The following is a 21,604-nucleotide window of genomic DNA, read 5'->3' on the forward strand; positions in this document are numbered from 1 at the left end:
TGCGTCTCCGCGCTCCCGATAGGGCTGTTCCCGCACGATGTCTTGACAGCGGGCAGGGGGAGGTCCACGATCCGTGCCAGCGCAATTAACTAACTAGTACGTTACTTGCCCCGCGCCCGCCCGGACCGGAGGCCACCGACGGTTCCGGCCCGCCACGGAAACCCCTGGGCGGGCCCCGCCGCCGTCCTTTTCACCCGACCCACCAGGCAGCTCCCAGCGAAGAGAAAGAGCGAGGAGCGCAGGTGGCCGTCCCCACAGGAGCACGTGTGTCCCCTCGCTCGCATGCCCCGTCGGAACCGCCCCCGGACCCTTCCGCCGCGCCGCCCGCGGCAACACGTGGCAGGCCCCGCAAGGCGGCCGTCGCCGCGTGGATCGGCAGCGCGCTGGAGTACTACGACTTCTTTATCTACGGCAGCGCCGCCGCACTCTTCTTCCCCAAGGTCTTCTTCGACCCTGACGACCCGGCAACCGCCACGCTGATCTCGATGGCGACCTTCGGCGTGGCTTATGCCGCCCGCCCCATCGGGGCACTGATCCTCGGCCACGTCGGTGACCGGCTCGGACGGCGCAAGATCATGGTCTTCACCCTGATCCTCATGGGCCTGTCGACCTTCGTCATAGGCTGCCTTCCCACCTACGCGCAGATCGGTACCGCCGCACCCGTGCTGCTCGTCCTGATGCGCGTCCTGCAGGGGCTCTCTGCCGCGGGCGAGCAGGCGAGCGCCAACTCGATGACGCTGGAACACGCTCCCGAGCACCGCCGGGGCTACTACACCAGTTTCACCCTCAACGGCACCCAGGCCGGTCAGATTCTGGCGACCCTGGTCTTCATACCGGTGGCGGCCCTGCCCGACGCGCAGCTCTACACCTGGGGTTGGCGCATCCCGTTCCTGCTGAGCATCGCCGTCTCGGTCGTCGGCTATCTCATCCGCCGCAATCTGGAGGAGACCCCCGTATTCGAGGAGGTGTCCGCGAGCGACGAGGTCTCCCGGCTTCCCCTCGCAGACCTGCTGCGCCACCACTGGGCCGACGTGCTGCGCGTCATCGGCGGGGCGCTCATCGCGACCGTCAGCACCGTCTTCACGGTCTGGGCCCTGGCGTTCGCGACCGGCGACACCGTCGGACTGGAGAAGTCCACGATGCTGTGGGTCGGCGCTGTCTCCAACGCTGTCGCGCTGCTCGCCATCCCCCTGTGGGCGAAGCTCGCGGACCGGATCGGGCGCAAGCCGGTCTTCCTCACCGGTTCCCTCGGTTCCGGCATCCTGGTCTTCGCCTATCTGTGGGCGATCTCCGCGGGCAGCTACCCGCTGATCTTCCTCACCGGCATCCTCTTCTTCGGCGTCGTCTACAGCGCGGCCAACGGCATCTGGCCCTCGCTCTACGGAGAGATGTTCCCAGCTCGCGTGCGGCTCTCGGGGGTGGCCATCGGCACACAGATCGGCTTCGCCGTCGCCGGATTCGCCGTCACCTTCGCCGAACAGATCGCGGGGCCGGACGGCGACGACTGGCTCGGCGTCGCGATCTTCACGGCCGCCATCTGCGCCGTGTGCTCCCTTACGATCGCGAGCGCCCGCGAGACGTACCGGGTGCCGACCGGCCGGCTCGGCGAGAAGCCGGACAGCGCAGCACCCAGCGGCTCCACGAGGCCGAACGGCTCGACGAAACCGAACGGCTCCACCAGCGCGGCGAAGTCGGTTTCGGCCTGAGTACGCCCCCGCGTCCGTGGCCGTCCCCCCCGACCGTGCCTGGGGGACGGCCAGGTGTCAGGTCACGGAGGTGCCGGACACGAACAGCACAGGGCGCCCGTGCCGCCGCCCACCCGCACCCGGTGCCCACTCGTCACCAGGAAAGAGCAGCGATGACCACGCCCTCACCCGCCCCCTCGTACCTCACCGGCCTGATCGGAACCGGCATCCGCCCCTCGTTGAGCCCGGCGCTGCACGAGCGCGAGGGCGACCGGCACGGGCTGCGTCTCCTGTACCGCATCCTCGACCTGGACGTGCTCGGGGCCGGCCCCGAGGCCGTCGGCGAAGTGCTGCGCGCAGCGCGCCTCCTCGGCTTCGACGGCCTCAACATCACGCACCCCTGCAAGCAGGTCGTGACCGCGCACCTCGACGAACTGGCCCCCGAGGCGGCCCGGCTCGGCGCCGTCAACACGGTGGTGTTCCGTGACGGGCTCGCTGTCGGGCAGAACACCGATGTCACGGGTTTCGCCCAGTCCTTCGCGCGCGGTCTGCCAGGCGCGCCGACCGGCAGCGTGGTGCAGCTCGGCGCGGGCGGGGCCGGAGCCGCCGTCGCCCACGCGTTGCTCACCCTGGGCACCGACCGGCTCACCGTGGTCGACACCGACGAGGAGCGGGCCGCATCGCTCGCCCGCGCGCTCGGCTCCCACTTCGGAAAGGGGCGTGCCGACCATTTCTCCCCGGCCGGGCTGAAGAGCCGACTCGTGGAAGCGGACGGCCTGGTGCACGCCACACCCACCGGGATGGAGACCCACCCCGGCCTCCCCCTACCCGTGGAACTGCTGCGGCCGGAGCTGTGGGTGGCGGAGGTGGTGTACCGGCCGCTGGAGACCGCCCTGCTGCGCGCGGCCACGAACCTGGGCTGCCGCACGCTCGACGGCGGCGGTATGGCGGTCTTCCAGGCTGCCGACGCATTCCGCCTCTTCACCGGCAGGGAACCCCACCCGGAGCGGATGCTCGCCGACCTCGCCGACCTCGTCGGCGCCCCGGCGGGATGAGGGGCCCACCCGGCCACCCGGTACGACGGCGCCCGGAGGCAAGGGGCCGCGCCCGCACCCCGAGAAGAGACCAGGAGGAGCACTCCCCCATGCGCAAGTCCATCGCCACGGTGTCGTTGAGCGGCTCTCTCTCCGAGAAGCTCGGGGCCGTCGCCGCCGCCGGGTTCGACGGAGTCGAGATCTTCGAGAACGACCTGCTCGCCAGTCCGCTCGGCCCCGAGGACATCCGGAAGCGCGCTGCCGACCTGGGGCTGCGCATCGATCTCTACCAGCCGTTCCGGGACTTCGAGGCCGTACCCGAGGACGTACTGGAGAACAACCTGCGGCGCGCGGAGCAGAAGTTCTCCGTGATGGAGCGGCTCGGAGCCGACACGATGCTGGTCTGCTCCAGCGTGTCCCCCGACTCGATCGACGAGGACGAACTCGCGGCCGACCAGCTGCGTCTGCTCGCACAGCGCGCGGAGGCGCACGGCATCCGGCTCGCGTACGAGGCGCTGGCCTGGGGACGCCACGTCAGCACCTACGACCACGCCTGGCGCATCGTCGAGCTGGCCGACCATGCCGCGCTGGGCACCTGCCTCGACAGCTTCCACATCCTCTCCCGCGGCTCCGATCCCCGGGGCATCGAGCGGATACCCGGCGAGAAGATCTTCTTCCTCCAGCTGGCGGACGCGCCCCGGGTGGCGATGGACGTCCTCCAGTGGAGCCGCCACTACCGCTGCTTCCCCGGCCAGGGCGGCTTCGACGTCGCGGGTCTCGTGCACGCCGCGCTCCGGGCCGGCTACACCGGGCCGCTGTCGCTGGAGGTCTTCAACGACGTGTTCCGGCAGGCCGACGCTTCGCGCACCGCGGTCGACGCGATGCGCTCGCTGCTCACCCTGGAGGAATCGGTCGGGCTCGCCTCGCCGCCCGGACGCGTCGTCCCTTCCTCGTTCGCCTTCGCCGAGCTGGCCGCAGCCGACACCGAGCCGTTGCGCGCGCTGCTCGGCGCGCTGGGCTTCGTACGGACGGGGCGGCACGGCGGCAAGCCGGTCGAGCTGTGGGAGCAGGGCGAGGCGCGACTCGTCGTCAACACCGCGGGCGCAAGCCGTCGCGAGGGCCCGGCGCTGACAGCGCTCGGCCTGGAGACACCTGACCCGGGCGCGGCCACCCGGCGCGCGGAGTCCCTTCTGACACCTGTCATCCCGCGCCGCCGTGCGGCCGGGGACGTGCCGTTGGAGGCGGTCGAGGCTCCGGACGGCACCGAGCTGTTCTTCTGCCGCACCAGGCGCGAGGACCACCCGAGTTGGACGGACGACTTCGCGCCCGTGCTGCCCCTGGAGGACACAGCCGGCCCCGAACCAGGGACTGTTGTCACGCGGATCGACCATGTCGCGCTGACCCAGCCTTGGCACCGCTTCGACGAGGCGTCCCTGTTCTACCCGAGCGTGCTGGGTCTCCAGCCGAACGAGAGCCTCGACCTCGCCGACCCCTACGGGCTCTTCCGCAGCCGCGCCGTCGCCAACCCCGAGGGCACGCTGCGGATCGCGCTCAACGTGGCGCCGGTGCCCGGCGAGCGGGAGACGCACCCGCAGCACATCGCGCTCGCGACCGACGACATCGTCACCACCGCGCGCCGGGTACGTGACCACGGCGGTGGACTCCTACCGATCCCGGGCAACTACTACGACGACCTCAGGGCCCGCCACGGCCTCGCCGACGACACCCTGGCCACGCTGCGCGAGCTGGGCATCCTCTACGACCGCGACGAGTACGGGGAGTTCCATCACTGCTACACGGTCACCCTGGGCCGGGTCTTCTTCGAACTGGTCCAGCGCACCGGCGGGTACCGCGGTTACGGAGCGCCGAACGCCACCGTCCGCCTCGCGGCTCAGCACACCGCCGAGCTGGGCCTGCGGCCGGGGTAACGCAGGTGAGCAGGTCACGCGAAAAGACGGCACATGTCCGAGGGAGACGCGACGCCATCCGGTACCGTCGCCGGGTGCGTCTCCTACTCATGTCCGACACCCACCTGCCGAAGCGGGCCAAGCGGCTGCCCGAGGAGCTGCTGGAGGAGATCCCCCGCGCCGATGTCGTCGTGCACGCGGGCGACTGGGTGGACACCGCCACCCTCGACCTGCTGGAGTCGCAGGCCCGGCAGCTGATCGGCGTGTACGGCAACAACGACGGCCCCGAGCTGCGGGCCCGGCTCCCCGAGGTGGCGTACGCCGAGCTGGCAGGCCTGCGCTTGGGCGTCGTCCACGAGACAGGCGCGGCGCAGGGGCGGGAGCGCCGCTGTGCAGCCTGCTTCCCCGACCTGGACGTCCTGGTCTTCGGGCACAGCCACATCCCGTGGGACACCACGACGGAGGACGGAAGGCTGCGCCTGCTCAACCCCGGTTCACCGACGGACCGGCGGCGCCAGCCGTACTGCACCTACATGACCGCAGAGGCGGCGGCCGGACGTCTACGCGGGGTGGAGTTGCACCGTCTCCCGCCGCGCCGGTGAATCGGAATACCGGGTAGGTGACGAATGGCAGGTGACGAAGGCGTCTTCGACGCCGCTGCCACGAACGGCTCGGGTGCGAGGTCGGCGGCCTGAGTGACGGTGTGCCGTGTGCGGGCCACGAGGTGACGGAACCCCGGGTCATACGGCCGACGACTGCTGTTCCAGCCACGTCCCGTCGCGCATGATGACTCTCCCGCGCAGCTCCGGTTCGCCGCGCCAGGCGCGCACCGTCCTGGGGGCCACGCGTATATACAGAAAGGAATCCTCTTCCTCCCGTGGGTCCCACCCGAACTTGTCGGCGAACGCCTCCGCCGCGTCTTCGGGCACCTCCTGGTCCGCGAAGCACTCCGCCTCACCCTGGAGGAGCACCACGTCGGAGGTGTCCGGCAGCGCCAGGCGCACGCGCGGCTCTTCACGGGCGTTCCGCGCGGTCACGGAAATGGCGCTGGTGCACATCCACACTGCTCGCCCGTCCCACAAGAACCACAGCGGCACCTGGTGCGGCCCATGGTGGGGGTGGGCCGTCGACACCCACACATCGCGTTCGGTGACGAGCCGCTCCAAAGCATCACGCATACGCTCCGCCGTCCGGCGACGAACGGCTCCTGTGGTCTCCATGAGGACCGAACCTAACCGGCAGACACGAAGCGCGCCTGAGCCGCGGGACCTACTCCCAGCGACCGATGACCCCTCAACTTTTGGCGCAGGCGGGCGGCCGACTTCGCTGCTCGGAGCGGCCACCGGGGGGTGCTCTGTCACGCGTGTCCTCGCTGAAGAAACCGCCCACAAGCCTGGAGGCCGCGGGGCGTTATTCGATGCGGAGGCTGTAGCCCCAGTCGGTGAAGCTGCTGCCGCCGGCAGGGATGGTCTCCATGACTTGTCCCTCACAGTTGCCGTCGGAGTAGACATCAGCCGGCTGGTCGGTGTGATTCTCGACCTCGGCGTCCTGTGGAAGCTCGTAGCAGCCGCTGGGATCGACGTAGCGCTTGCCGTCGATGAGTAGGTAGCCATTGGCCGCGTTGGCCGAGGCGGGCACCGTCACCGCGAGCGCGGCAGCCGCGGCCAGTGCACCGAGGATGGATGCTGAACGTTGCATAAGCATGTACCTCCCTCAAAAGACGAGCCGCCGACCGGCCGGCGGCTCCGCTGAAGCCTCGGTTCTTCGGTGCCCGAACCCCTGGCTGGTGGACCTGATCGCAGCAGCGCTCCACCCGCATGAGTGAACGTCCACCGCGACGTGCTCAACTCATACAGTGGTTCCGACGATGCTGAAGTCGCGATAGCCGGGGCGCGCGCCGGCGCCGACGTGGTCCGCGACATGTACGGCCAGTGGCTTCCCCGTATCGACAAAGCCGCCGGAGACTTCGCCACCGCCGCCGATGTGGAGGCCGAGGAGAGGATTCTCGACGTCATCCGTGCCGCACGGCCAAACCGGTGCACTGTCATGATGATCGGGTGAAAGACGACTCAGCCGCCCGCGGGCGCGTCGTTCTCGGCATCGACGACCTTCGGCAGCTCCCCGGGGCCGCATGGGTCGCCCGCACCAGCTGCGAGGGCATCCAGCTTCTGCGGGAGCACCGCGACAGCTTCATCGATGAACTCTGGCTCGACCACGACCTCGGTGGCGACGACACCATCATGCCCGTGGTGGCTCTCTTGGAAGAAGCTGCCTTCAGCGGACGGCCTTTCCACATCGGAACGATCTTCATTCACAGCGCGAACCCCGTCGGCGCCGAGACCATCGTCCGGGCGCTCACGCACTGGAGCTACCAAGTCCGGCGAGCAACCGCCTAGAAATCCATGCTGAGTGGACACCCCTTTGTGCCCATATGTCGGCACAGTGGATACCGGCGTCGGTTCCCAGGGGGTCGGTGTTCGTGGGCGGTCAGTGAGTGCAGGGCGGACGAACCGGCCGCCGTGGGCGGCCGGTTCGGCGGTCAGCCGGCGGCGTCCAGCATCCGTCGGGCCTCGGCGACGACGGCGGGGTCGGTGACGAAGTGGGTGTCCTGCTCGGCCGAGGCGCCACCGGCGCCGAGCGGGACCCAGTCGCCGCCGCGCCGGGGCGCGGCCCGGGTCTTGGCGGAGAGGTGGACGGCGGCGGCGCCTGCGGCGACCAGCTCCGCGATGGTGTCGGGGCGCACTCCGCCGCCGGCCATCACCTCCACGCCGGGAGCGGCGGCGGCCATCGCGGCGATCCGCCCGGCGCCCTCGACCGCCGTCGTGGCGCCGCCCGAGGTGAGGACCCGGGTGAGGCCGAGCCCGGGGAGGAGCGCGGCGGCGGCGACCGGGTCGGCGGCCTGGTCGACGGCGCGGTGCAGGGTGACCTCCACCGGCCGGCCCGCGGCGTGGGCGGCCTCGGCGAGCGCGGCGACTGCGTGGACGTCGAGGTGGCCGTCGGCGGTGAGCGCGCCGATCACCACCCCGGCCGCTCCGGAGGCGACGGCGGACCGCACGTCGGTGGCCATCAGTGCGATCTCCTCCGCGTCGTGCACGAAGTCGCCCGGTCGGCATCTGACCAGCACCTGCACCGGTGGGCCCGCTTCGACCGCGGCCTCGATCAGCGCCGCGGACGGGGTGAGGCCGCCCAGCTCCAGGCCGGTGCACAGCTCGACCCGGTCGGCGCCGTGCTCCCGGGCGGTGCGGGCGCCGGCCGGCGAGGTGACGGCGATCTCCAGGGCGGGGCGAGCCGTCACTCGTCGTCCCCGGTCAGCGGCTGGTCGGAGGCGGGGATGAGACGGGCCGTCAGGTCGGGCTCGGCCATGTCGCGGTCGAAGGGGAACATCGGGCGGCGGATGCGGTGGTGGCCCAGGCGCACCAGGTCCTGGTCGACGCCGCCGGGGGTGAGCGCCATCTTCCAGCCCACCGACATCTCGGCGAGTTCGGGCTCCAGGTAGCCGATCTTCACGATCACGATGTCGGCGCGCCGCGGGTCGAGGCCGAGGTCGGTGAAGTCGTGCTCGTGGTGGTAGGGCTTGCGCAGCCGTGTGAGGATCGCGTGGACGCTGCCGACCCGGACGACGACCTCGGTCCCGGCGTCGCGGTCGCCGTGCCGGATCGCGTGTACGACGCCGGTGAGGGTGACCGGGCCGGCGTGGCGGTCGTCGACCTCGGCGCCGGCGGTGACGGTGACGGTGGCGCCGACGCCCGCCGCGACGGCGGCCTCGACCGCGTCCGGTCCCGGCACGGAGGCGTAGATCACCGTGGGTCCGTCGTCCTGCTGGAACTCGGGGCGCTCCAGCAGCCGGGTCAGGCCCCAGGTGACGTCGCCGGCGCCGCCGGCGGTCGGGTTGTCACCGGTGTCGCTGATGAAGGAGGGCCGCTGGTCGGAGGCGAGCGCCTCGTCCAGAAGGGCGTCGAAGGTGCCGGTGGGGGCGACGAAGTCGAAGTCGTGGCGGGCGTCCCAGAATCCGCGGGCGAGGCGTTCGGCACCGGCCGCGACTGCGGCCTCGTCCGGGCCGGTGACGACGACGGCGGCGCGGTTGCGCGGCTCGTCGGCCCAGGCGTAGCCGACCCAGATCGCGGCGTCGATGACACCCTCCGCGGCCTCGACCTCGTCGACGGCGGCGTACACGCTTCTGGCGGGTTCGACGCGTGTGGAGGTCTGCTCGCCGGCCAGCAGCACCGGCACCGGCACCCACGCCTTGACCGGGCGGGGCGCGCCGGAGGCCAGCAGATCCACCAGATTGCGGACGGCCCGCTCCTTGGTCTCCATATGGTCCTCGTGGGGCGCCATCCGGTAGCAGGTGATCAAGTCGCTGCGGTGGGCGAGTTCACGGGAGACGTTGCCGTGCAGATCCATGGAGGTGGAGACGATCACATCGGGGCCGACCGTGGCGCGGATGCGTTCCAGCAGCACTGCCTCGGCGTCGTCGACGCCCTCGACGGTCATGGCGCCGTGGATGTCGTACCAGAGGCCGTCCAGCTGGGGCAGGGCGGCGAGCCGTTCGATCAGCTCACCGGTCAGCTCCTCCCAGGCGGCGGCGGTGACGGTTCCGCCCGGCAGCGACTTGCCGACGAGGGCGCCGTGCCACTCGGCGGCCTCGCGCAGCTCCCGGCCGGGGGCGAGGAAGGGGTAGCGCTCCAGGATCTCGTCCCCGCGCGCGGGGTGGAAGGCGGGGGCCCGGGTGCGGGCGGGGGAGAAGGTGGAGGACTCGATACCGAGTCCGGCTATCGCGATCACCGGGTGGGCGGCGGGGGTGCGGGGTCGTGACACGGCTGTTCTCCTACGGTGGTGCGGGGGCCCGGGGTGGCGGGGGAGGGGAGGCGGTCGGACGCCAGGTCGGTGCGGCCGACCTCGCGCAGGGCGTCGGCGAGGGCGCGTTGCAGGGCGAACTGCCCGGCGCCCACCAGTCCGGCGTCGGCGCTGAGGCTGACGCGTTCGATGGTGAGGTGTTCGGTGACCAGCGGGTGGCAGCTCTCGTAGAGCTGGCTGCGCACGGCGGCGACGAACGGTTCCAGGGTGGAGAGGATGCCGCCGAGGTATACGGCGTCGGGGTTGAAGAAGTTGACGTTGGTGGCGAGCACCTGGCCCAGGTAGTCGCCCGCTTTGCGGACGGCGCGGGTGGCCTCCGGATCGCCGTGGGTGGCGAGCCGCACCACGTCCTCCAGACGGTCGACCTGGGCGCCGCGTTCGCGCAGGATGCGCACGAGGGCTGCGCCGGAGGCCACGGTCTCCAGGCAGCCGGTGTTGCCGCAGGAGCAGGGGGTGTCGGCGCCGCCGTCGACGCGGATGTGGGTGATCTCGCCGGCGGCTCCGGTGGCGCCCCGGAAGAGACGGCCGTCCGCGATGACGCCGGCACCGATCGCGGAGCCGATCTTCACCATGATCGACTGCCGGTGTTCGGCGGGCCGCACGGTGTGCTCGCCGACGGCCATGCAGTTGGCGTCGTTGTCGGCGGCGGCCGGGACGCCGAAGCGTTCCTGGAGCCAGTCGATGATCGGGAAGCGGTTCCAGCCGGGCATCCGGGACGGCATGACGACCGTGCCCGAGGCGACGTCGACCGGGCCGGGCAGCGAGAGCCCGACGCCGCGCAGTCGGCCGCGGCCGTGGTCCTCGGCCAGTGCTTGCAGGGTCTCTGCGAGCCGCGGCAGGGCCGCCTCGGGTCCGTCGGCGATGGCGAACTGGACGGTCGAGACGTTGGTGAGGCCGCCGCCGGGCAGCACCACGCCGACGCGGGCGTGCCGACCGCCGAGGTCGGCGGCGACGGCGAACCCGTCGGCGCCGCCGAGCCGCAGCACCTTGCGGGGCCGCCCACCGGTGGACGGCTGGGTGCCCTCCTCGGCGATGAGCCCGCGCTCGACGAGCTGGCTCACGGCGAGGGAGACGGTGGAGGCGGCGGCGCCGAGAAGCCCGGCGAGCTCGGCACGCGAGGACGCCTGCCCCGACGCCACGAGCTCCAGGATCCGCGGGGCGAGGGCCGAGGCGCCCTTCGCTGCCTTCGATCCTCCCGTACTTATTTCAGTCATGGACGAAGTAACTTCCGCGATGAGTAGGTGTGACGGAGACAGTACGCCCGGCCGATGCGTCGCGGAACGGCTCCGGGTGATCTTTCCCGGCGCACTATCCGGGCAATACGCCACAAACACCCGCACCAGGACGGCCTCGTGAGGCCGGTGAGACTTTTTCCAGAACCGTAGATACTTACTTGTTACAGAACTTTGTTTGTGCGCGCGGCGCGGCAGGCGTTAGCTGTCGTGAACACAGCGCCGGTCCGACGGCGCCAGCCCGGTCCACCGGGATCCCCCTATGGGGCTTCACCTCCCAAGGAGAGCCATGTCCCTTGCTCACACGGTCCCTGGCCGCCGCTGGGCCCTCGTCGCGGGCGTCGCCGTCACCACCGGGGCGCTGCTGGCCGGCTGTTCCGGCGGCGGCGCCTCGTCGTCCGCCTCCGGCGGGTCGGACACGATCAACTACGCGCTCCCGGCCAACTTCACGCCGAACTGGATCCTCCCCATCGGCACCGCCGCGCATCTGAACACCAACAACTCCTCCATATCCCAGTCCCTGTGGGAGCCGCTGATCGCCTACGACGGCTCCGCCGGCAAGGTCGGCTGGAACAAGGACAACTCGCTCGCCACCGCCGCGGACTTCGCCGACGACAGCAAGAGCGTCACCATCACCCTCGGCGACCGGCACTGGAGCGACGGCAAGCCGATCACCTCCCGCGATGTGGAGTTCTGGTTCAACGTCGTCAAGGCGAACAAGTCGGACTGGGCCAGCTACAGCCCCGGCAAGGCGCCGGACAACTGGACCTCCTTCAAGGCCGTCGACGACACCCACTTCAAGATCACCTTCGACCGGGCCTACAACCAGCAGTGGATGCTCGCCAACCAGCTGAGCATGATCCGGCCGATGCCGCAGCACGTCTGGGACAAGGCCGGCGACTCCGGCTCCGTCTCCGACCTGGACCGCAGCGCCGCCGGGGCGAAGAAGGTCTGGAAGTACCTCAACGGTGCCGCCAAGAAGATCTCCGGCTACGCCACCGACCCGCTGTGGAAGACCGTCAGCGGCCCCTACACCCTCAAGTCGTTCTCCACGGCCGGCAAAGTGCAGCTCACCGCCAACGCCAAGTACGACGGCGGCGGCAAGGCCCACATCAAGAACGTGAACCTGCTGCCGTTCACCACCTCGGAGGCCGAGAAGAACGCGCTGCGGGCCGGCACGGTCGACTACGGCTACATCAACGCCACCGACCTGAGCCAGAAGGCGTCGTTCGAGGCCAAGGGCTACAAGATCGAGCCGTGGCAGGGCTGGGCCATCACCTACATGCCCTACAACTTCAACAACCCGCAGATGGGCCCGGTCTTCAAGCAGCTCTACGCCCGCCAGGCCATCCAGCTGTCGGTGGACCAGAAGACGCTGGCCAAGGTCGTCTTCAACGGCACCGCAGTCCCCACCTACGGACCGATCCCGCAGGGCCAGAAGTCCTCCTTCGTCTCCCGGAAGCAGCAGGACAACCCCTACCCGTTCTCCACCGCCAAGGCCCGCAAGCTGCTGACGGACCACGGCTGGACCGAGAAGAGCGGCACCATGGTGTGCACCAGCCCCGGCAGCGGCGACGGCCAGTGCGGCAAGGGCGTCGAGAAGGGCACCAAGTTCTCCATGCAGGTGCTCTCGCAGTCCGGCTCGACCGTGACCGACAACATGATGAGCGCCCTGCAGTCGTCGTTCGCCAAGACGGGTATCGACTTCCACATCAAGACCGCACCGGTCAACTCCGTCCTGTCGCAGTCCGGCCAGTGCAAGGCGAGCGAGTCGAGCTGCAAGTGGCAGCTGTCGTTCTTCGGCACCGCGGGCAGCTGGTACTTCCCCGCCTACCCCAGCGGCGACTCGCTCTTCGCCACCGGCGGCGGCTCCAACTTCGGCAGCTACTCCGACCCCGAGGTGGACAAGCTGATCGCCCGGACCACCACCTCCTCCTCCGACGAGGCCATGCGCCAGTACAGCGCCGCCCTCGCCGAGAAGCTGCCGGTGGTGTGGCTGCCGGAGCCCGACTACCAGGTCTCCGTGGTCAAGAAGGGCCTCGGCGGCTTCTCGCAGGACTCACTCGCCAACTTCCACCCCGCCATGTGGAAGTGGACCAAGTAGGCCGCCCCGCGACCGCGCGCACCACTGAGCCCGAGCGACCGGAAACCACATGAGCACTCCCACATACCTGTTCAGACGGGTCCTGCAGGCCGCCGCGGTCATCCTGATCGTGACAGTCGTGGTCTTCGCCCTGCTGCACTCCCTGCCCGGGGGTCCCGCTCGCGGGATCCTCGGCCCGCAGGCCACCGCGCAGCAGATCGAGGCCTTCAACCACGAGCAGGGCCTCGACAAGCCCCTCCCCGTGCAGTACCTCTACTACCTGGGGCAGCTGGCACACGGCGACCTCGGCACGTCGTACACCCTCAACGAGCCGGTGTCGCAGCTGATCACCGAGCGCCTGCCGAAAACCCTGCTGCTGACCGTGCTGTCGGCGATCGTCGGCCTGCTGCTGGCCGTGCCGCTGGGCATGTGGCAGGCCGTGCGGCGCAACAAGCCGGTCGACTACGTCATCACCACGCTGAGCTTCATCGCCTACTCCACCCCCGTGTACTTCCTCGGGCTGATCCTGGTGCTGGTCTTCAGCCAGGCGCTGCCATGGTTCCCCTCCCAGGCCCCGCAGGGGCACACGCTGGGGCAGGTGCTCTCCGACCCGCAGGGGCTGGTGCTGCCGATCGCCGCGGGTGCTGCCTCGATGGTCGCGGTGTTCAGCCGCTACATGCGGGCCGCCACCCTGGAGAACCTCTCCGAGGACTATGTCAGGACGGCGCGGGCCGGGGGCTCCCGCTCCCGCGCCATCCTGTGGCGGCACGTGTTCCGCAACTCGCTGACCCCGGTGGTCGCCATGCTCGGCTACTACGTGCCGGTGCTGTTCGGCGGCGCCCTCGTCGTCGAACAGCTCTTCAACTACCCGGGCATGGGCCTGCTCTTCTGGACCGCCGCGCAATCCTCCGACTACCCGGTGCTGCTGGGCTGCGTGCTGATCATCGCGGTCGCCACGGTGACCGGCACGCTGATCGCCGACATCGTCCAGCGGATCATCGACCCCCGAGTGAAGGCAGGCCGGTCATGAGCACTGTCATACAGCCGGGCCGGACCCCTGGCACGGCCACCGCCCCGGACTCCGCCGCTGCGTCGGGGACCCGGCTGGCCGTCCGCCGGTTCCTGCGCAACCGGCTCGCGGTCGTCGGCCTCGGCGTCGTGGTCTTCTTCGTGCTGTTCTGCTTCGTCGGCCCGCTGGTGTACTCCACCGACCAGACCCACACCATGCTCCACCAGGTCAACCTGGCCCCCAGCGGCGCACACTGGCTGGGCACCGACGCGGTCGGCCACGACGAGCTCGGCCGGCTGATGTACGGCGGCAAGGTGTCGCTGATCGTCGGCCTCGCCGCAGGCGTCCTGGCCACCGTCATCGGCACCCTGTGGGGTGCCGCCGCAGGCTACGCGGGCGGCTGGATCGACGCGGTCATGATGCGGGTCGTGGACGCCGGCATCGCCATCCCCGCGCTCTTCATCCTGCTGGTGGTCTCCGCCATCACCACGCCGGGTCTGGGCGGCCTCGTCGTCATCCTCGGCTTCGTCTCCTGGCTGGTGCCCTCGCGGCTGGTCCGCGCCGAGACGCTGACCCTGAAGAACCGCGACTACATCCTGACGCTGCGCGCCATCGGCGGCACCCACGCCAGGGCCATCACCCGGCACATTCTGCCGAACTCGGTCTCCACCATCGTCGTCGCGGCCACCTTCCAGATCGCCGACGCTATCCTGCTGGTCGCCTACGTCTCCTACCTGGGCCTGGGCGTCCAGCCACCGGCCACCGACTGGGGCGGCATGCTGTCGGCCGGCCTCACCGCCGCCTACTCCGGCTACTGGTGGCTCATCCTGCCGCCGGGCCTCGCCATCATCCTGGTGGTGTGGGCGTTCAACGCGATCGGGGACGGGCTCCGCGACGCATTCGATGTGAGGGGACGCGGATGACCGCCGACCAGCGCCCCGCCGCACCGGCGGCCGGGCCGATCCTTCGACTCGACGACCTGGGCGTCGTGTTCACCACCCAGTCCGGCGAGGTGCCCGCCGTCCGCGGCGTGTCCCTGCTGGTCGAGCCCGGCGAGACGCTTGCCCTCGTCGGTGAGTCCGGCTCCGGCAAGTCCACCGTCGCGCTCGCCGCGATGGGCCTGCTCGCCGACAACGCCCGTGCCACCGGGAGCGCCACCGTCGCCGGCACCGAGGTGGTCGGCGCGGGCGAGGCCGCCCTGGCGGGCCTGCGCGGCCGGACCGTCTCGATGGTCTTCCAGGAGCCGGCCACAGCCCTCGACCCGCTGACCCGGGTCGGGAAGCAGATTGCCGAAGTCGTCCGCAACCACCGCGAGATGTCTGCCAAGGACGCGGCCGCGGAGGCGGTGGAGCTCCTGCGCCGGGTCGGCATCCCCGAACCGGAGAAGCGGGCGTCCGCCTACCCCTTCCAGCTGTCCGGTGGACAGCGCCAGCGCGTCGTCATCGCCATGGCCATCGCCAACGAGCCGGCGCTGCTGATCGCCGACGAGCCGACCACCGCGCTGGACGTCACCGTCCAGGCCGAGATCCTCGACCTGCTGCGCCGTCTCGCCGCGGAGACCGGTACCGGCGTACTGCTGGTCACCCACAACATGGGCGTCGTCGCGGACTTCGCCGACCGGGTCGCCGTGATGTACCACGGCGAGATCGTGGAGACCGGCCCCGTCGAAGACGTGCTGCTGCGCCCCTCCCACGAGTACACCCGGCGCCTGCTGGCCGCGGTGCCGCGCCTCTCTGTCGACGGCGAGGACCTCTCGGAGACGCCACGGGCCGCCGCACCTCCCATCGAGGCCGAGCCGGTCGTCGAGCTCGACAACGTCTCCGTCGTCTTCGGGCGCGGCCGGGGCGCCGTCCGCGCCCTGGACGGTGTCTCCCTCACCGTGCGCCACGGCGAGACCCTCGGCCTGGTCGGTGAGTCCGGCTCCGGCAAGTCGACCGCCTCCCGGGTCGCGCTCGGCCTGATCACGCCGAACGAGGGCACCGTCTCGCTGTTCGGCACCGACCTGGCTCGCACCCGCTCCCGGGCCCGCCGGGCGCTGCGGGCCGGTGTCGGCGTGGTGCTGCAGGACCCGGTGGCCTCGCTGGACGCCAGGATGACGGTCGGCGAGTGCGTCGCCGAACCCCTCAGGGTGCACCGCCGCGCGCTCTCCGCACGGGAGCGCCAGGAGCGGGTCGCCGCCGTCCTGGACCGGGTCAGACTTTCGCGCGAGGTCGCCCGGAGGGCTCCCAGGGAGCTTTCCGGCGGGCAGCGCCAGCGGGTCAGCCTCGCCCGCGCCCTGGTGCTGGAGCCCCGCCTCCTGGTAGCCGACGAACCCACCAGTGCGCTCGACGTCAGCGTGCAGGAGGCCGTCCTGGAGGTGATCTCCGAGCTGCAGGCCGAGCTGGGCTTCGCCTGCCTCTTCGTCTCGCACGACCTGGCCGTCGTCCAGCACTTCGCGCAGCGCGTCGCGGTGATGCGGGCGGGCCGGGTCGAGGAGCAGGGCGACACCGGCACGACGCTGCTGCGGCCGGAGACCGACTACACGCGCAGGCTGCTGGCCGCCGTGCCGGTTCCGGACCCGGTGGTGCAGCGCAGCCGCAGAACCGAACGCCTGGCCACCCTGGCGGCGGGCCGGACGGAGGCGACGGCTTGACCTCCCACGACCGCACCCTCTTCGCCGGGTTGGACATCGGCGGCACCACCACGCAAGTGGTGCTCTGCGCCGAGGATCTGACGGTACTGGACCGGGCCGGGACCGCGACCCCGGCGGCCGACGGCGGCCCGGCCATGGTCGGCAAGGCGCTCGGCGCCCTGGCCCCGCTGCTGGAGCGCACCCCTGGGCGGCTCGTCGGCGTCGGCGCCGGTGCGGCCGGCGTCGTCGACTCCGCGGCCGGACGGATCCTGGTGGCCAGCGACTCGTTCACCGGTTGGGCGGGCTTCGCGGTCGCCGACGCCGTCGAGGCGGCACTCGGCGTCCCGGCCTATCTGGACAACGACGTCAACGCCTTCCTGTACGGGGAGGTGTACGGCGGCGCCGTGCGCGGCGAGTCCGACGTCCTCGGCATCACCCTGGGCACCGGTGTCGGTGGGGCGCTGTGGATGGGCGGCGCGCTGTTCGCCGGGCCGCACGGTGCGGCGGGCGAGATCGGGCACATCCCCGGATTCGGCGACCTGCCCTGCACCTGCGGCGGCCGGGGCCACCTGGAGACCCTCGCCTCCGGGCGTTCGCTGTGCGCCCGGTACGCCGAGCGCACCGGCCGCCGGCTGACGGCCCGTGAGATCGCGGAGGCCGCGGGGCACGGGGACGGGGACGCCCTTGCGGTGTACCGGGCCGCCGCCGGCGGCATCGCCCGGGCGATCGTGATGACGGCGGGCGTCGTCGATGTCACCACAGTCGTGGTCGGCGGCGGCGTCAGCGGCGCCTGGCCGCTGCTGGAGCCTCTGGTGCGGGAGGCGCTGGCCGCCGAACCGCCGGTCAGCGGCCACCCGGTCCGGCTGGTACGGGCCGCGCTGGGCACGGACGCGATCCCGGTGGGCGCGGCCGCCAGGGCCCGCCGCGAGCTGAGCACGGGAGCCCTGGTCCGAGCCGGTTGTGCAACCTCAACGTCAGGCGTCGAACCGGCCGGAGCGGCCAGCCGGCAGTGAGACATCGCGTCGTGCTGCTGCACGGGCTGCCGCGTGAACGTTTCGCGAGCTTGCCTTGGTTATCCCGGCGGCCCGGCGGTCGGGCCGCCGGGCCGCCGGGTGGTCGGGTTCCGCATCGGCGGGCCCGGGCCCGCGGGACCGTGGCCAGATGCGCAGGACCACCGCAGAACCTCAGGGCTGGGTGGTGGCGACCTTCAGTCCGAACCCGATCAGTACCGTTCCGGTGGCACGGTCCATGCCCCGGCGTACGGCCGGCTTCTCGAAGAAGGCGCGTGCCTTGGACAGCAGCAGTACGTACCCGCCGAGCCAGACCGCGGTGAGCATCGCGTGTACGAGGACCAGCAGGGCCATGCCGCTGTGGGCAGGCAGCCCGGTCGGGGCGAGCGTCGGCAGCAGACCTGTGTAGAAGACAGCGATCTTGGGATTGAGGACGTTGCTCACCAGACCGGTCCGCCAGGGGTTGCCGCGAGGCGGGGTGAGGGCCGCGGCCGGTTCCTGCGACCGATTTCGGCGGCTCTGGAGAAGCGCCTGGACACCGAGGAGGACCAGGTAGCCGGCACCGGCCAGTTTGACCACCGTGTACGCGGTCGCGGACGCGGCCAGAACAGCGGCGAGACCGGCCACCGCGAGCACGCCCCAGACCAGCAGTCCCGCGGTGATCCCGCCCACTGTCCGTAGCCCGTCCTGCCAGCCGGAGGCAACGGCCCGCTTGGTCACGACGGCCATGTCCGGCCCGGGCACCATGGTCAGCACAGCCAGGACACCGACCGCGGTCAAGAACTGTATGAGCATCTCCCCAGTCTCACAGCCATGGCGGACGGAGCGGACAACCGGTGTCGCCTGAACCAGCCAGCCGCCCCGCCGTTCCGGACCGGGGTGCACGGTGGGCGGTTCGCGTTGGGTCAGCACCAGCGCCAGGCGTGGCGGTGCGGGCAGGCGCTGGCAGGCGTGGCCCTGAACGCCTCTCCTGTGCCGCTCTCCGGCCGGTCAGCCGTACATCGCCACGCGGTACAGAGTCGCGAGCGCGTCGTCGATGGGGTGGGGCTGCGGCCTGCCGGAGGAATCGAGCCTGTTCCACCTCTGCAGATTGACCGCGACGGCCAGCTGCCGCTTGCCGTCGGCACGGGTCATGGCCAGCGCTCCACCACCCCAGACCGTGCCGCCGTGCCCCCAGAAGGTGCCCCGACCCTGATCCTGACCGGGGCCCTGGCCGGGAATCTCCATCGGGTGCAGGCCGAGGCCGTAGTCGATCGTCTTGCCCTCCTGGGAGATGACCGGGACCGTGCGCTGCATCTGCGCCAGCGACGACGGGTTGACGATCTCCCCGGCCAGCAGCAGGCCGTAGAAGCGGTTGAGGTCCGCGACGGTTGATATCAGCGAGGCCGACGGCCCCACCCATGACATGTCGTAAACGCTGTAGTCGCGCGGCGGGTCGATCATGCCGAACCACGCCTCGTAGAGCCGCGAGTGCGGACCGTCGACGTGCGGTCCGGCGGGGAAGCCGGTGTCCCGGAGCCCTGCGCGCTCGATGACGTTCCTGGTGATGTACTGCTCGGCCGAAGCGCCGGTGACCTGCTCCAGGAGTTCGCTGAGGAGCAGGTAGTTGGTGTTGGAGTACACCCCCGGCCGACCGCCAGGGGTGCCGACGGCAGGTGCGGTGACCCCCAGCTCGATCAGGTCAGCGCGGTGAAACCGGGTGTGCCGGTGCTCGTCCAGGCTCTGGGGCCCGGTGTCGGCGAGGGCCGGGAACGCCTTGAGGGAGGGGTAGGCGTACGGGAGGTACTCGGCGAGGCCGCTGGTGTGGTTGATCAGCATCCGGACCGTGACCGCGTCGCCGCGTTCTCCGGGAACGAGTTCCGGAAGGTACCGGCCGATCGGTGTGTCGAGACTGATCCGACCCGTCTCGACCTGTTGCAGGACCGCGGCGGCGGTGAAGGTCTTGGTGATGCTGCCGACCCGGTGCCGCATGTCGGCGGTGACGGGATGGCCGGTGACGACGTCGGCGACCCCGGCCGCGCCGCGCCAGACCTGGTCGCCGTCTCGCACCTCCGCGAACAGGCCCGGTATCCCGGCGTGGTGGACGTCTTCGACGGCTGCGTTCAGCGCCGCGGAATCCAGGAAGTTCTTCACGTCATGCGTCCTTCCGTATTCCCGGGTGGGCTCCGCATCGGTCGCCTGGCCCGGACAACAGGGCACGAGTGGCATGCCGGCCTGCCCGGCATCCGCATGTCCTCATTATGCACGCGGTGAGCACGCGGCGCGTGCAACAGCGCGTGCACAGGTAGGGTGAGGTCCGGCGAGAGGAGCAGAATGGCAGGCCGAAGGCGTTGGTCGACCGAAGAGATTCTGGATGCGGCGGCGGAGCTGCTGCGCACGAGCAGCGCGGATTCGTTCAGCGTGCGCAAGCTGGCCGCGACCCTGGGGACCGATTCCTCCAGCCTGTACCGGCACTTCCGCAGCAAGACCGAACTGCTGCGCGCCGTCGCCGACCGGATCCTCCTGGCCGCGATGGACGGCTACCGCCCCGAAGGCGACTGGAAGCAGCGCATCACGTCTCTGGCCCTGCGCGTCAGAGAGGCTTTCGGGCAGCAGCCCCAGCTCGCCTCGGTCTGGGGGCGCTACGCGTCGAGCGGCACCGGGTCCCGGCTGGTCATGGAGGAGGTGCTGCAGGCCCTGCGCGCGTCGGGACTGCCCGACGAGGAGATCCCGGTGCGCTACCACCGGATCGTGGTCCTCCTCGCCGCGCTGATCGCCTCCGAGGCCGGGGTCAGCACCGTCACCCCCGAAGAGCACGAACAGGGCCTGGAACTGTTTCGCGTCGCGGTGCTGGGTGCCGACCCCGAGCGCTTCCCGGCCCTGGCCCACTTCGCCCGCGACGTCCGACCCCTCGGGGTCGATCGCCGTGCCGCGTTCGAGGAGATCCTCGCCGACCACCTCGCCCACATCGAGGCCGCGATGCCCCCGAGCTGACCGAGCTGACCGACCGGCCCGGCCCGGTCGGTTCGAGCTTCGCGTCCCGCCCGGCCTTTTCCAGGCGTTCGGCGTGCTGGGCCTACCCGCGACCGGATGCAGTCGCAGCCCGGTGGGGCGTTCGCGTGCCCTCAGGGCCTGACCGGCTCCGCGCCGCCGTGATGCTGGATTCCGGTGATGCCGTGATCACAGCGGGAGGAACGGCTCCGTCAGATGGGGTGTCGCCAGGTGCAGGGTGGTGTCGGTTTCGCGGCTGAGCATGCGCTCTCTCGACTGCCTGGCCGCGTCAGGGTCGACCTCCGGCGCGTAGGCGAGCCCGGGGTGGAGCAGCTGGAGCGCGTGCACCAAAAGGTCGCCGGTGACCAGTGCCAGCTCGCGCCCGTCGGCGACCAGCACGCTTTGGTGTCCGGGCGTATGACCGGGCGTGGCGACCGCTCGCCCGGTGCGCAGTGGCGTGTCCCCGTCGAGGAGCCGGAGCTGGCCAGCGGCTGCGAGTGGGTCGGTGAGGGCCTCGCGAAGCTGCGGGTTGAGCATGTCGAGAGCGTCGAACTCGGTGCGCTGGAGCAGGTATTCGGCGTTGGGGAAGTAAGGGCGGCGGCCGCTGGTCGCGCCCTCGGTCGAGGTGTTGCCGCCTGCCGCGTCGCCTGCTGAGGGGAGGGCCGCCTCGGTCACGACCGCCCACCCGACGTGGTCGGTGTGCAGATGTGTGAGCACCACGGTGTCGACTTCCGCCGGGTCGATGCCCGCGGCGGCGAGCGACTGGGGGAGCACACCGGGCACGGGCGCCCACGAGCCGGCCGGGCTGTCCGCCGGACCGATTCCGGCGTCCACGACGGTGAGGCCCTTGTCGCCCCGGATCGCGTATGCGCGGAACTGGAGGTGCCAGCGGCCCTCGGCGTCGACCGCGCCCGGGTCGTAGCGGTCGACCTCGTCCCACTGTGTGGCCGTGGCCTCGGGGAAGGCCTCGGCGCGCGGGGCGAAGAACGGGCCCTCGCCGTCGGGGAGGGCGATGATCTCGGTCGAGCCGATCCGCAGGCGGGGAACGCTGGGGGACATGGCCGCGATCCTGCCATGCCTTCCACGCGGGTGGTGACGTGGGCCCTCAAGGTGTCGACGGCGTCCACCGCCGCCTGGTCGACGGTTTCGGAGCGGTACTCCGCTTGAGAAGCGGAACGCTGTTCCGTAAACTAAGCGGAGCAACGTTCC

General features: G+C 71.1%; 19 protein-coding genes and 1 pseudogene. 12 read left to right on the top strand and 8 right to left on the bottom strand.

The features are described from left to right. The first annotated feature begins 266 nt into the window (after positions 1-266). The 4 genes from JW613_RS09370 (at position 267) to JW613_RS09385 (ending at position 5,228) form a co-directional block, all read left to right on the top strand. On the top strand, positions 267-1,706 hold the full coding sequence (locus JW613_RS09370; protein WP_209210235.1) for an MFS transporter: 1,440 nt from the start codon (positions 267-269) through the stop codon (positions 1,704-1,706). A gap of 152 nt (positions 1,707-1,858) precedes the next feature. Beyond that, positions 1,859-2,740, top strand: coding sequence for a shikimate dehydrogenase (locus tag JW613_RS09375; protein WP_209210236.1), 882 nt, complete (start codon positions 1,859-1,861; stop codon positions 2,738-2,740). Between the two features lie 89 nt (positions 2,741-2,829). Next, positions 2,830-4,647, top strand: coding sequence for a bifunctional sugar phosphate isomerase/epimerase/4-hydroxyphenylpyruvate dioxygenase family protein (locus JW613_RS09380; protein ID WP_209210237.1), 1,818 nt, complete (start codon positions 2,830-2,832; stop codon positions 4,645-4,647). A 74-nt stretch (positions 4,648-4,721) separates the two neighbouring features. Further along, positions 4,722-5,228, top strand: a complete 507-nt coding sequence (locus JW613_RS09385) for a metallophosphoesterase family protein (protein WP_209210238.1) — start codon at positions 4,722-4,724, stop codon at positions 5,226-5,228. Between the two features lie 138 nt (positions 5,229-5,366). Here JW613_RS09385 and JW613_RS09390 read toward each other — a convergent pair whose 3' ends face one another. Further along, complete coding sequence (locus JW613_RS09390) at positions 5,367-5,846, bottom strand: pyridoxamine 5'-phosphate oxidase family protein (protein ID WP_209210239.1); 480 nt, start codon at positions 5,844-5,846, stop codon at positions 5,367-5,369. A gap of 190 nt (positions 5,847-6,036) precedes the next feature. Further along, a complete protein-coding gene (locus JW613_RS09395) occupies positions 6,037-6,324 on the bottom strand; it encodes a hypothetical protein (RefSeq protein WP_209210240.1) in 288 nt (95 codons plus the stop codon). Positions 6,325-6,465: 141 nt separating this feature from the next. Between JW613_RS09395 and JW613_RS09400 the strand changes: the two are divergent. Both JW613_RS09400 and JW613_RS09405 read left to right on the top strand, forming a co-directional pair. Further along, positions 6,466-6,660 (top strand): annotated as a pseudogene (locus JW613_RS09400) (inositol monophosphatase family protein); the annotation flags it as partial. Between the two features lie 23 nt (positions 6,661-6,683). Further along, entirely contained in the window at positions 6,684-7,022 is a 339-nt protein-coding gene (locus tag JW613_RS09405) for a cyclic-phosphate processing receiver domain-containing protein (RefSeq protein ID WP_209210241.1), read from the top strand. A gap of 143 nt (positions 7,023-7,165) precedes the next feature. Here the strand turns inward: JW613_RS09405 and JW613_RS09410 are convergent, their stop codons facing one another. The 3 genes from JW613_RS09410 to JW613_RS09420 are packed head-to-tail and all read right to left on the bottom strand — an operon-like array spanning position 7,166 to position 10,694. Next, positions 7,166-7,921, bottom strand: a complete 756-nt coding sequence (locus tag JW613_RS09410) for a copper homeostasis protein CutC (RefSeq protein WP_209210242.1) — start codon at positions 7,919-7,921, stop codon at positions 7,166-7,168. Beyond that, a complete protein-coding gene (locus JW613_RS09415) occupies positions 7,918-9,441 on the bottom strand; it encodes a M81 family metallopeptidase (RefSeq protein WP_209210243.1) in 1,524 nt (507 codons plus the stop codon). Before JW613_RS09415 ends, JW613_RS09410 begins: the two co-directional genes overlap by 4 nt. Then, entirely contained in the window at positions 9,405-10,694 is a 1,290-nt protein-coding gene (locus JW613_RS09420) for an ROK family transcriptional regulator (protein WP_209210244.1), read from the bottom strand. Before JW613_RS09420 ends, JW613_RS09415 begins: the two co-directional genes overlap by 37 nt. Before the next feature lie 307 nt (positions 10,695-11,001). On the opposite strand from JW613_RS09420, the gene JW613_RS09425 reads away from it, so the two are divergent. The 5 genes from JW613_RS09425 to JW613_RS09445 are packed head-to-tail and all read left to right on the top strand — an operon-like array spanning position 11,002 to position 17,428. Then, positions 11,002-12,816: a peptide ABC transporter substrate-binding protein gene (locus JW613_RS09425; RefSeq protein WP_209210245.1), complete on the top strand. Its 1,815-nt coding sequence runs from the start codon at positions 11,002-11,004 to the stop codon at positions 12,814-12,816. A 49-nt stretch (positions 12,817-12,865) separates the two neighbouring features. Beyond that, a complete protein-coding gene (locus JW613_RS09430; RefSeq protein WP_209210246.1) occupies positions 12,866-13,825 on the top strand; it encodes an ABC transporter permease in 960 nt (319 codons plus the stop codon). Further along, positions 13,822-14,727, top strand: coding sequence for an ABC transporter permease (locus tag JW613_RS09435; protein ID WP_209210247.1), 906 nt, complete (start codon positions 13,822-13,824; stop codon positions 14,725-14,727). Before JW613_RS09430 ends, JW613_RS09435 begins: the two co-directional genes overlap by 4 nt. Beyond that, on the top strand, positions 14,724-16,436 hold the full coding sequence (locus tag JW613_RS09440; protein ID WP_209210248.1) for a dipeptide ABC transporter ATP-binding protein: 1,713 nt from the start codon (positions 14,724-14,726) through the stop codon (positions 16,434-16,436). Before JW613_RS09435 ends, JW613_RS09440 begins: the two co-directional genes overlap by 4 nt. Continuing rightward, complete coding sequence (locus JW613_RS09445; RefSeq protein WP_209210249.1) at positions 16,433-17,428, top strand: ROK family protein; 996 nt, start codon at positions 16,433-16,435, stop codon at positions 17,426-17,428. The genes JW613_RS09440 and JW613_RS09445 overlap by 4 nt, the downstream gene beginning before the upstream one ends. A gap of 171 nt (positions 17,429-17,599) precedes the next feature. Here the strand turns inward: JW613_RS09445 and JW613_RS09450 are convergent, their stop codons facing one another. Together JW613_RS09450 and JW613_RS09455 are read right to left on the bottom strand one after the other, a co-directional pair. Then, positions 17,600-18,220 carry a LysE family translocator gene (locus JW613_RS09450; RefSeq protein WP_209210250.1) on the bottom strand — a complete coding sequence of 207 codons (621 nt, stop codon included), beginning with the start codon at positions 18,218-18,220 and terminating at the stop codon, positions 17,600-17,602. 195 nt (positions 18,221-18,415) lie between these two features. Then, positions 18,416-19,558, bottom strand: coding sequence for a serine hydrolase domain-containing protein (locus JW613_RS09455; RefSeq protein WP_307865845.1), 1,143 nt, complete (start codon positions 19,556-19,558; stop codon positions 18,416-18,418). A 180-nt stretch (positions 19,559-19,738) separates the two neighbouring features. Between JW613_RS09455 and JW613_RS09460 the strand changes: the two genes are divergently transcribed. After that, positions 19,739-20,398 (top strand): TetR/AcrR family transcriptional regulator, encoded by a 660-nt coding sequence (locus JW613_RS09460; RefSeq protein ID WP_209210252.1) that lies wholly within the window; start codon positions 19,739-19,741, stop codon positions 20,396-20,398. Between the two features lie 186 nt (positions 20,399-20,584). Here the strand turns inward: JW613_RS09460 and JW613_RS09465 are convergent, their stop codons facing one another. Next, positions 20,585-21,454 (bottom strand): MBL fold metallo-hydrolase, encoded by an 870-nt coding sequence (locus JW613_RS09465; protein ID WP_209210253.1) that lies wholly within the window; start codon positions 21,452-21,454, stop codon positions 20,585-20,587. Between the last annotated feature and the right edge of the window lie 150 nt (positions 21,455-21,604).

The sequence above is a fragment of the Streptomyces smyrnaeus genome (assembly GCF_017676345.1).
Classification (GTDB): domain Bacteria; phylum Actinomycetota; class Actinomycetes; order Streptomycetales; family Streptomycetaceae; genus Streptomyces; species Streptomyces smyrnaeus.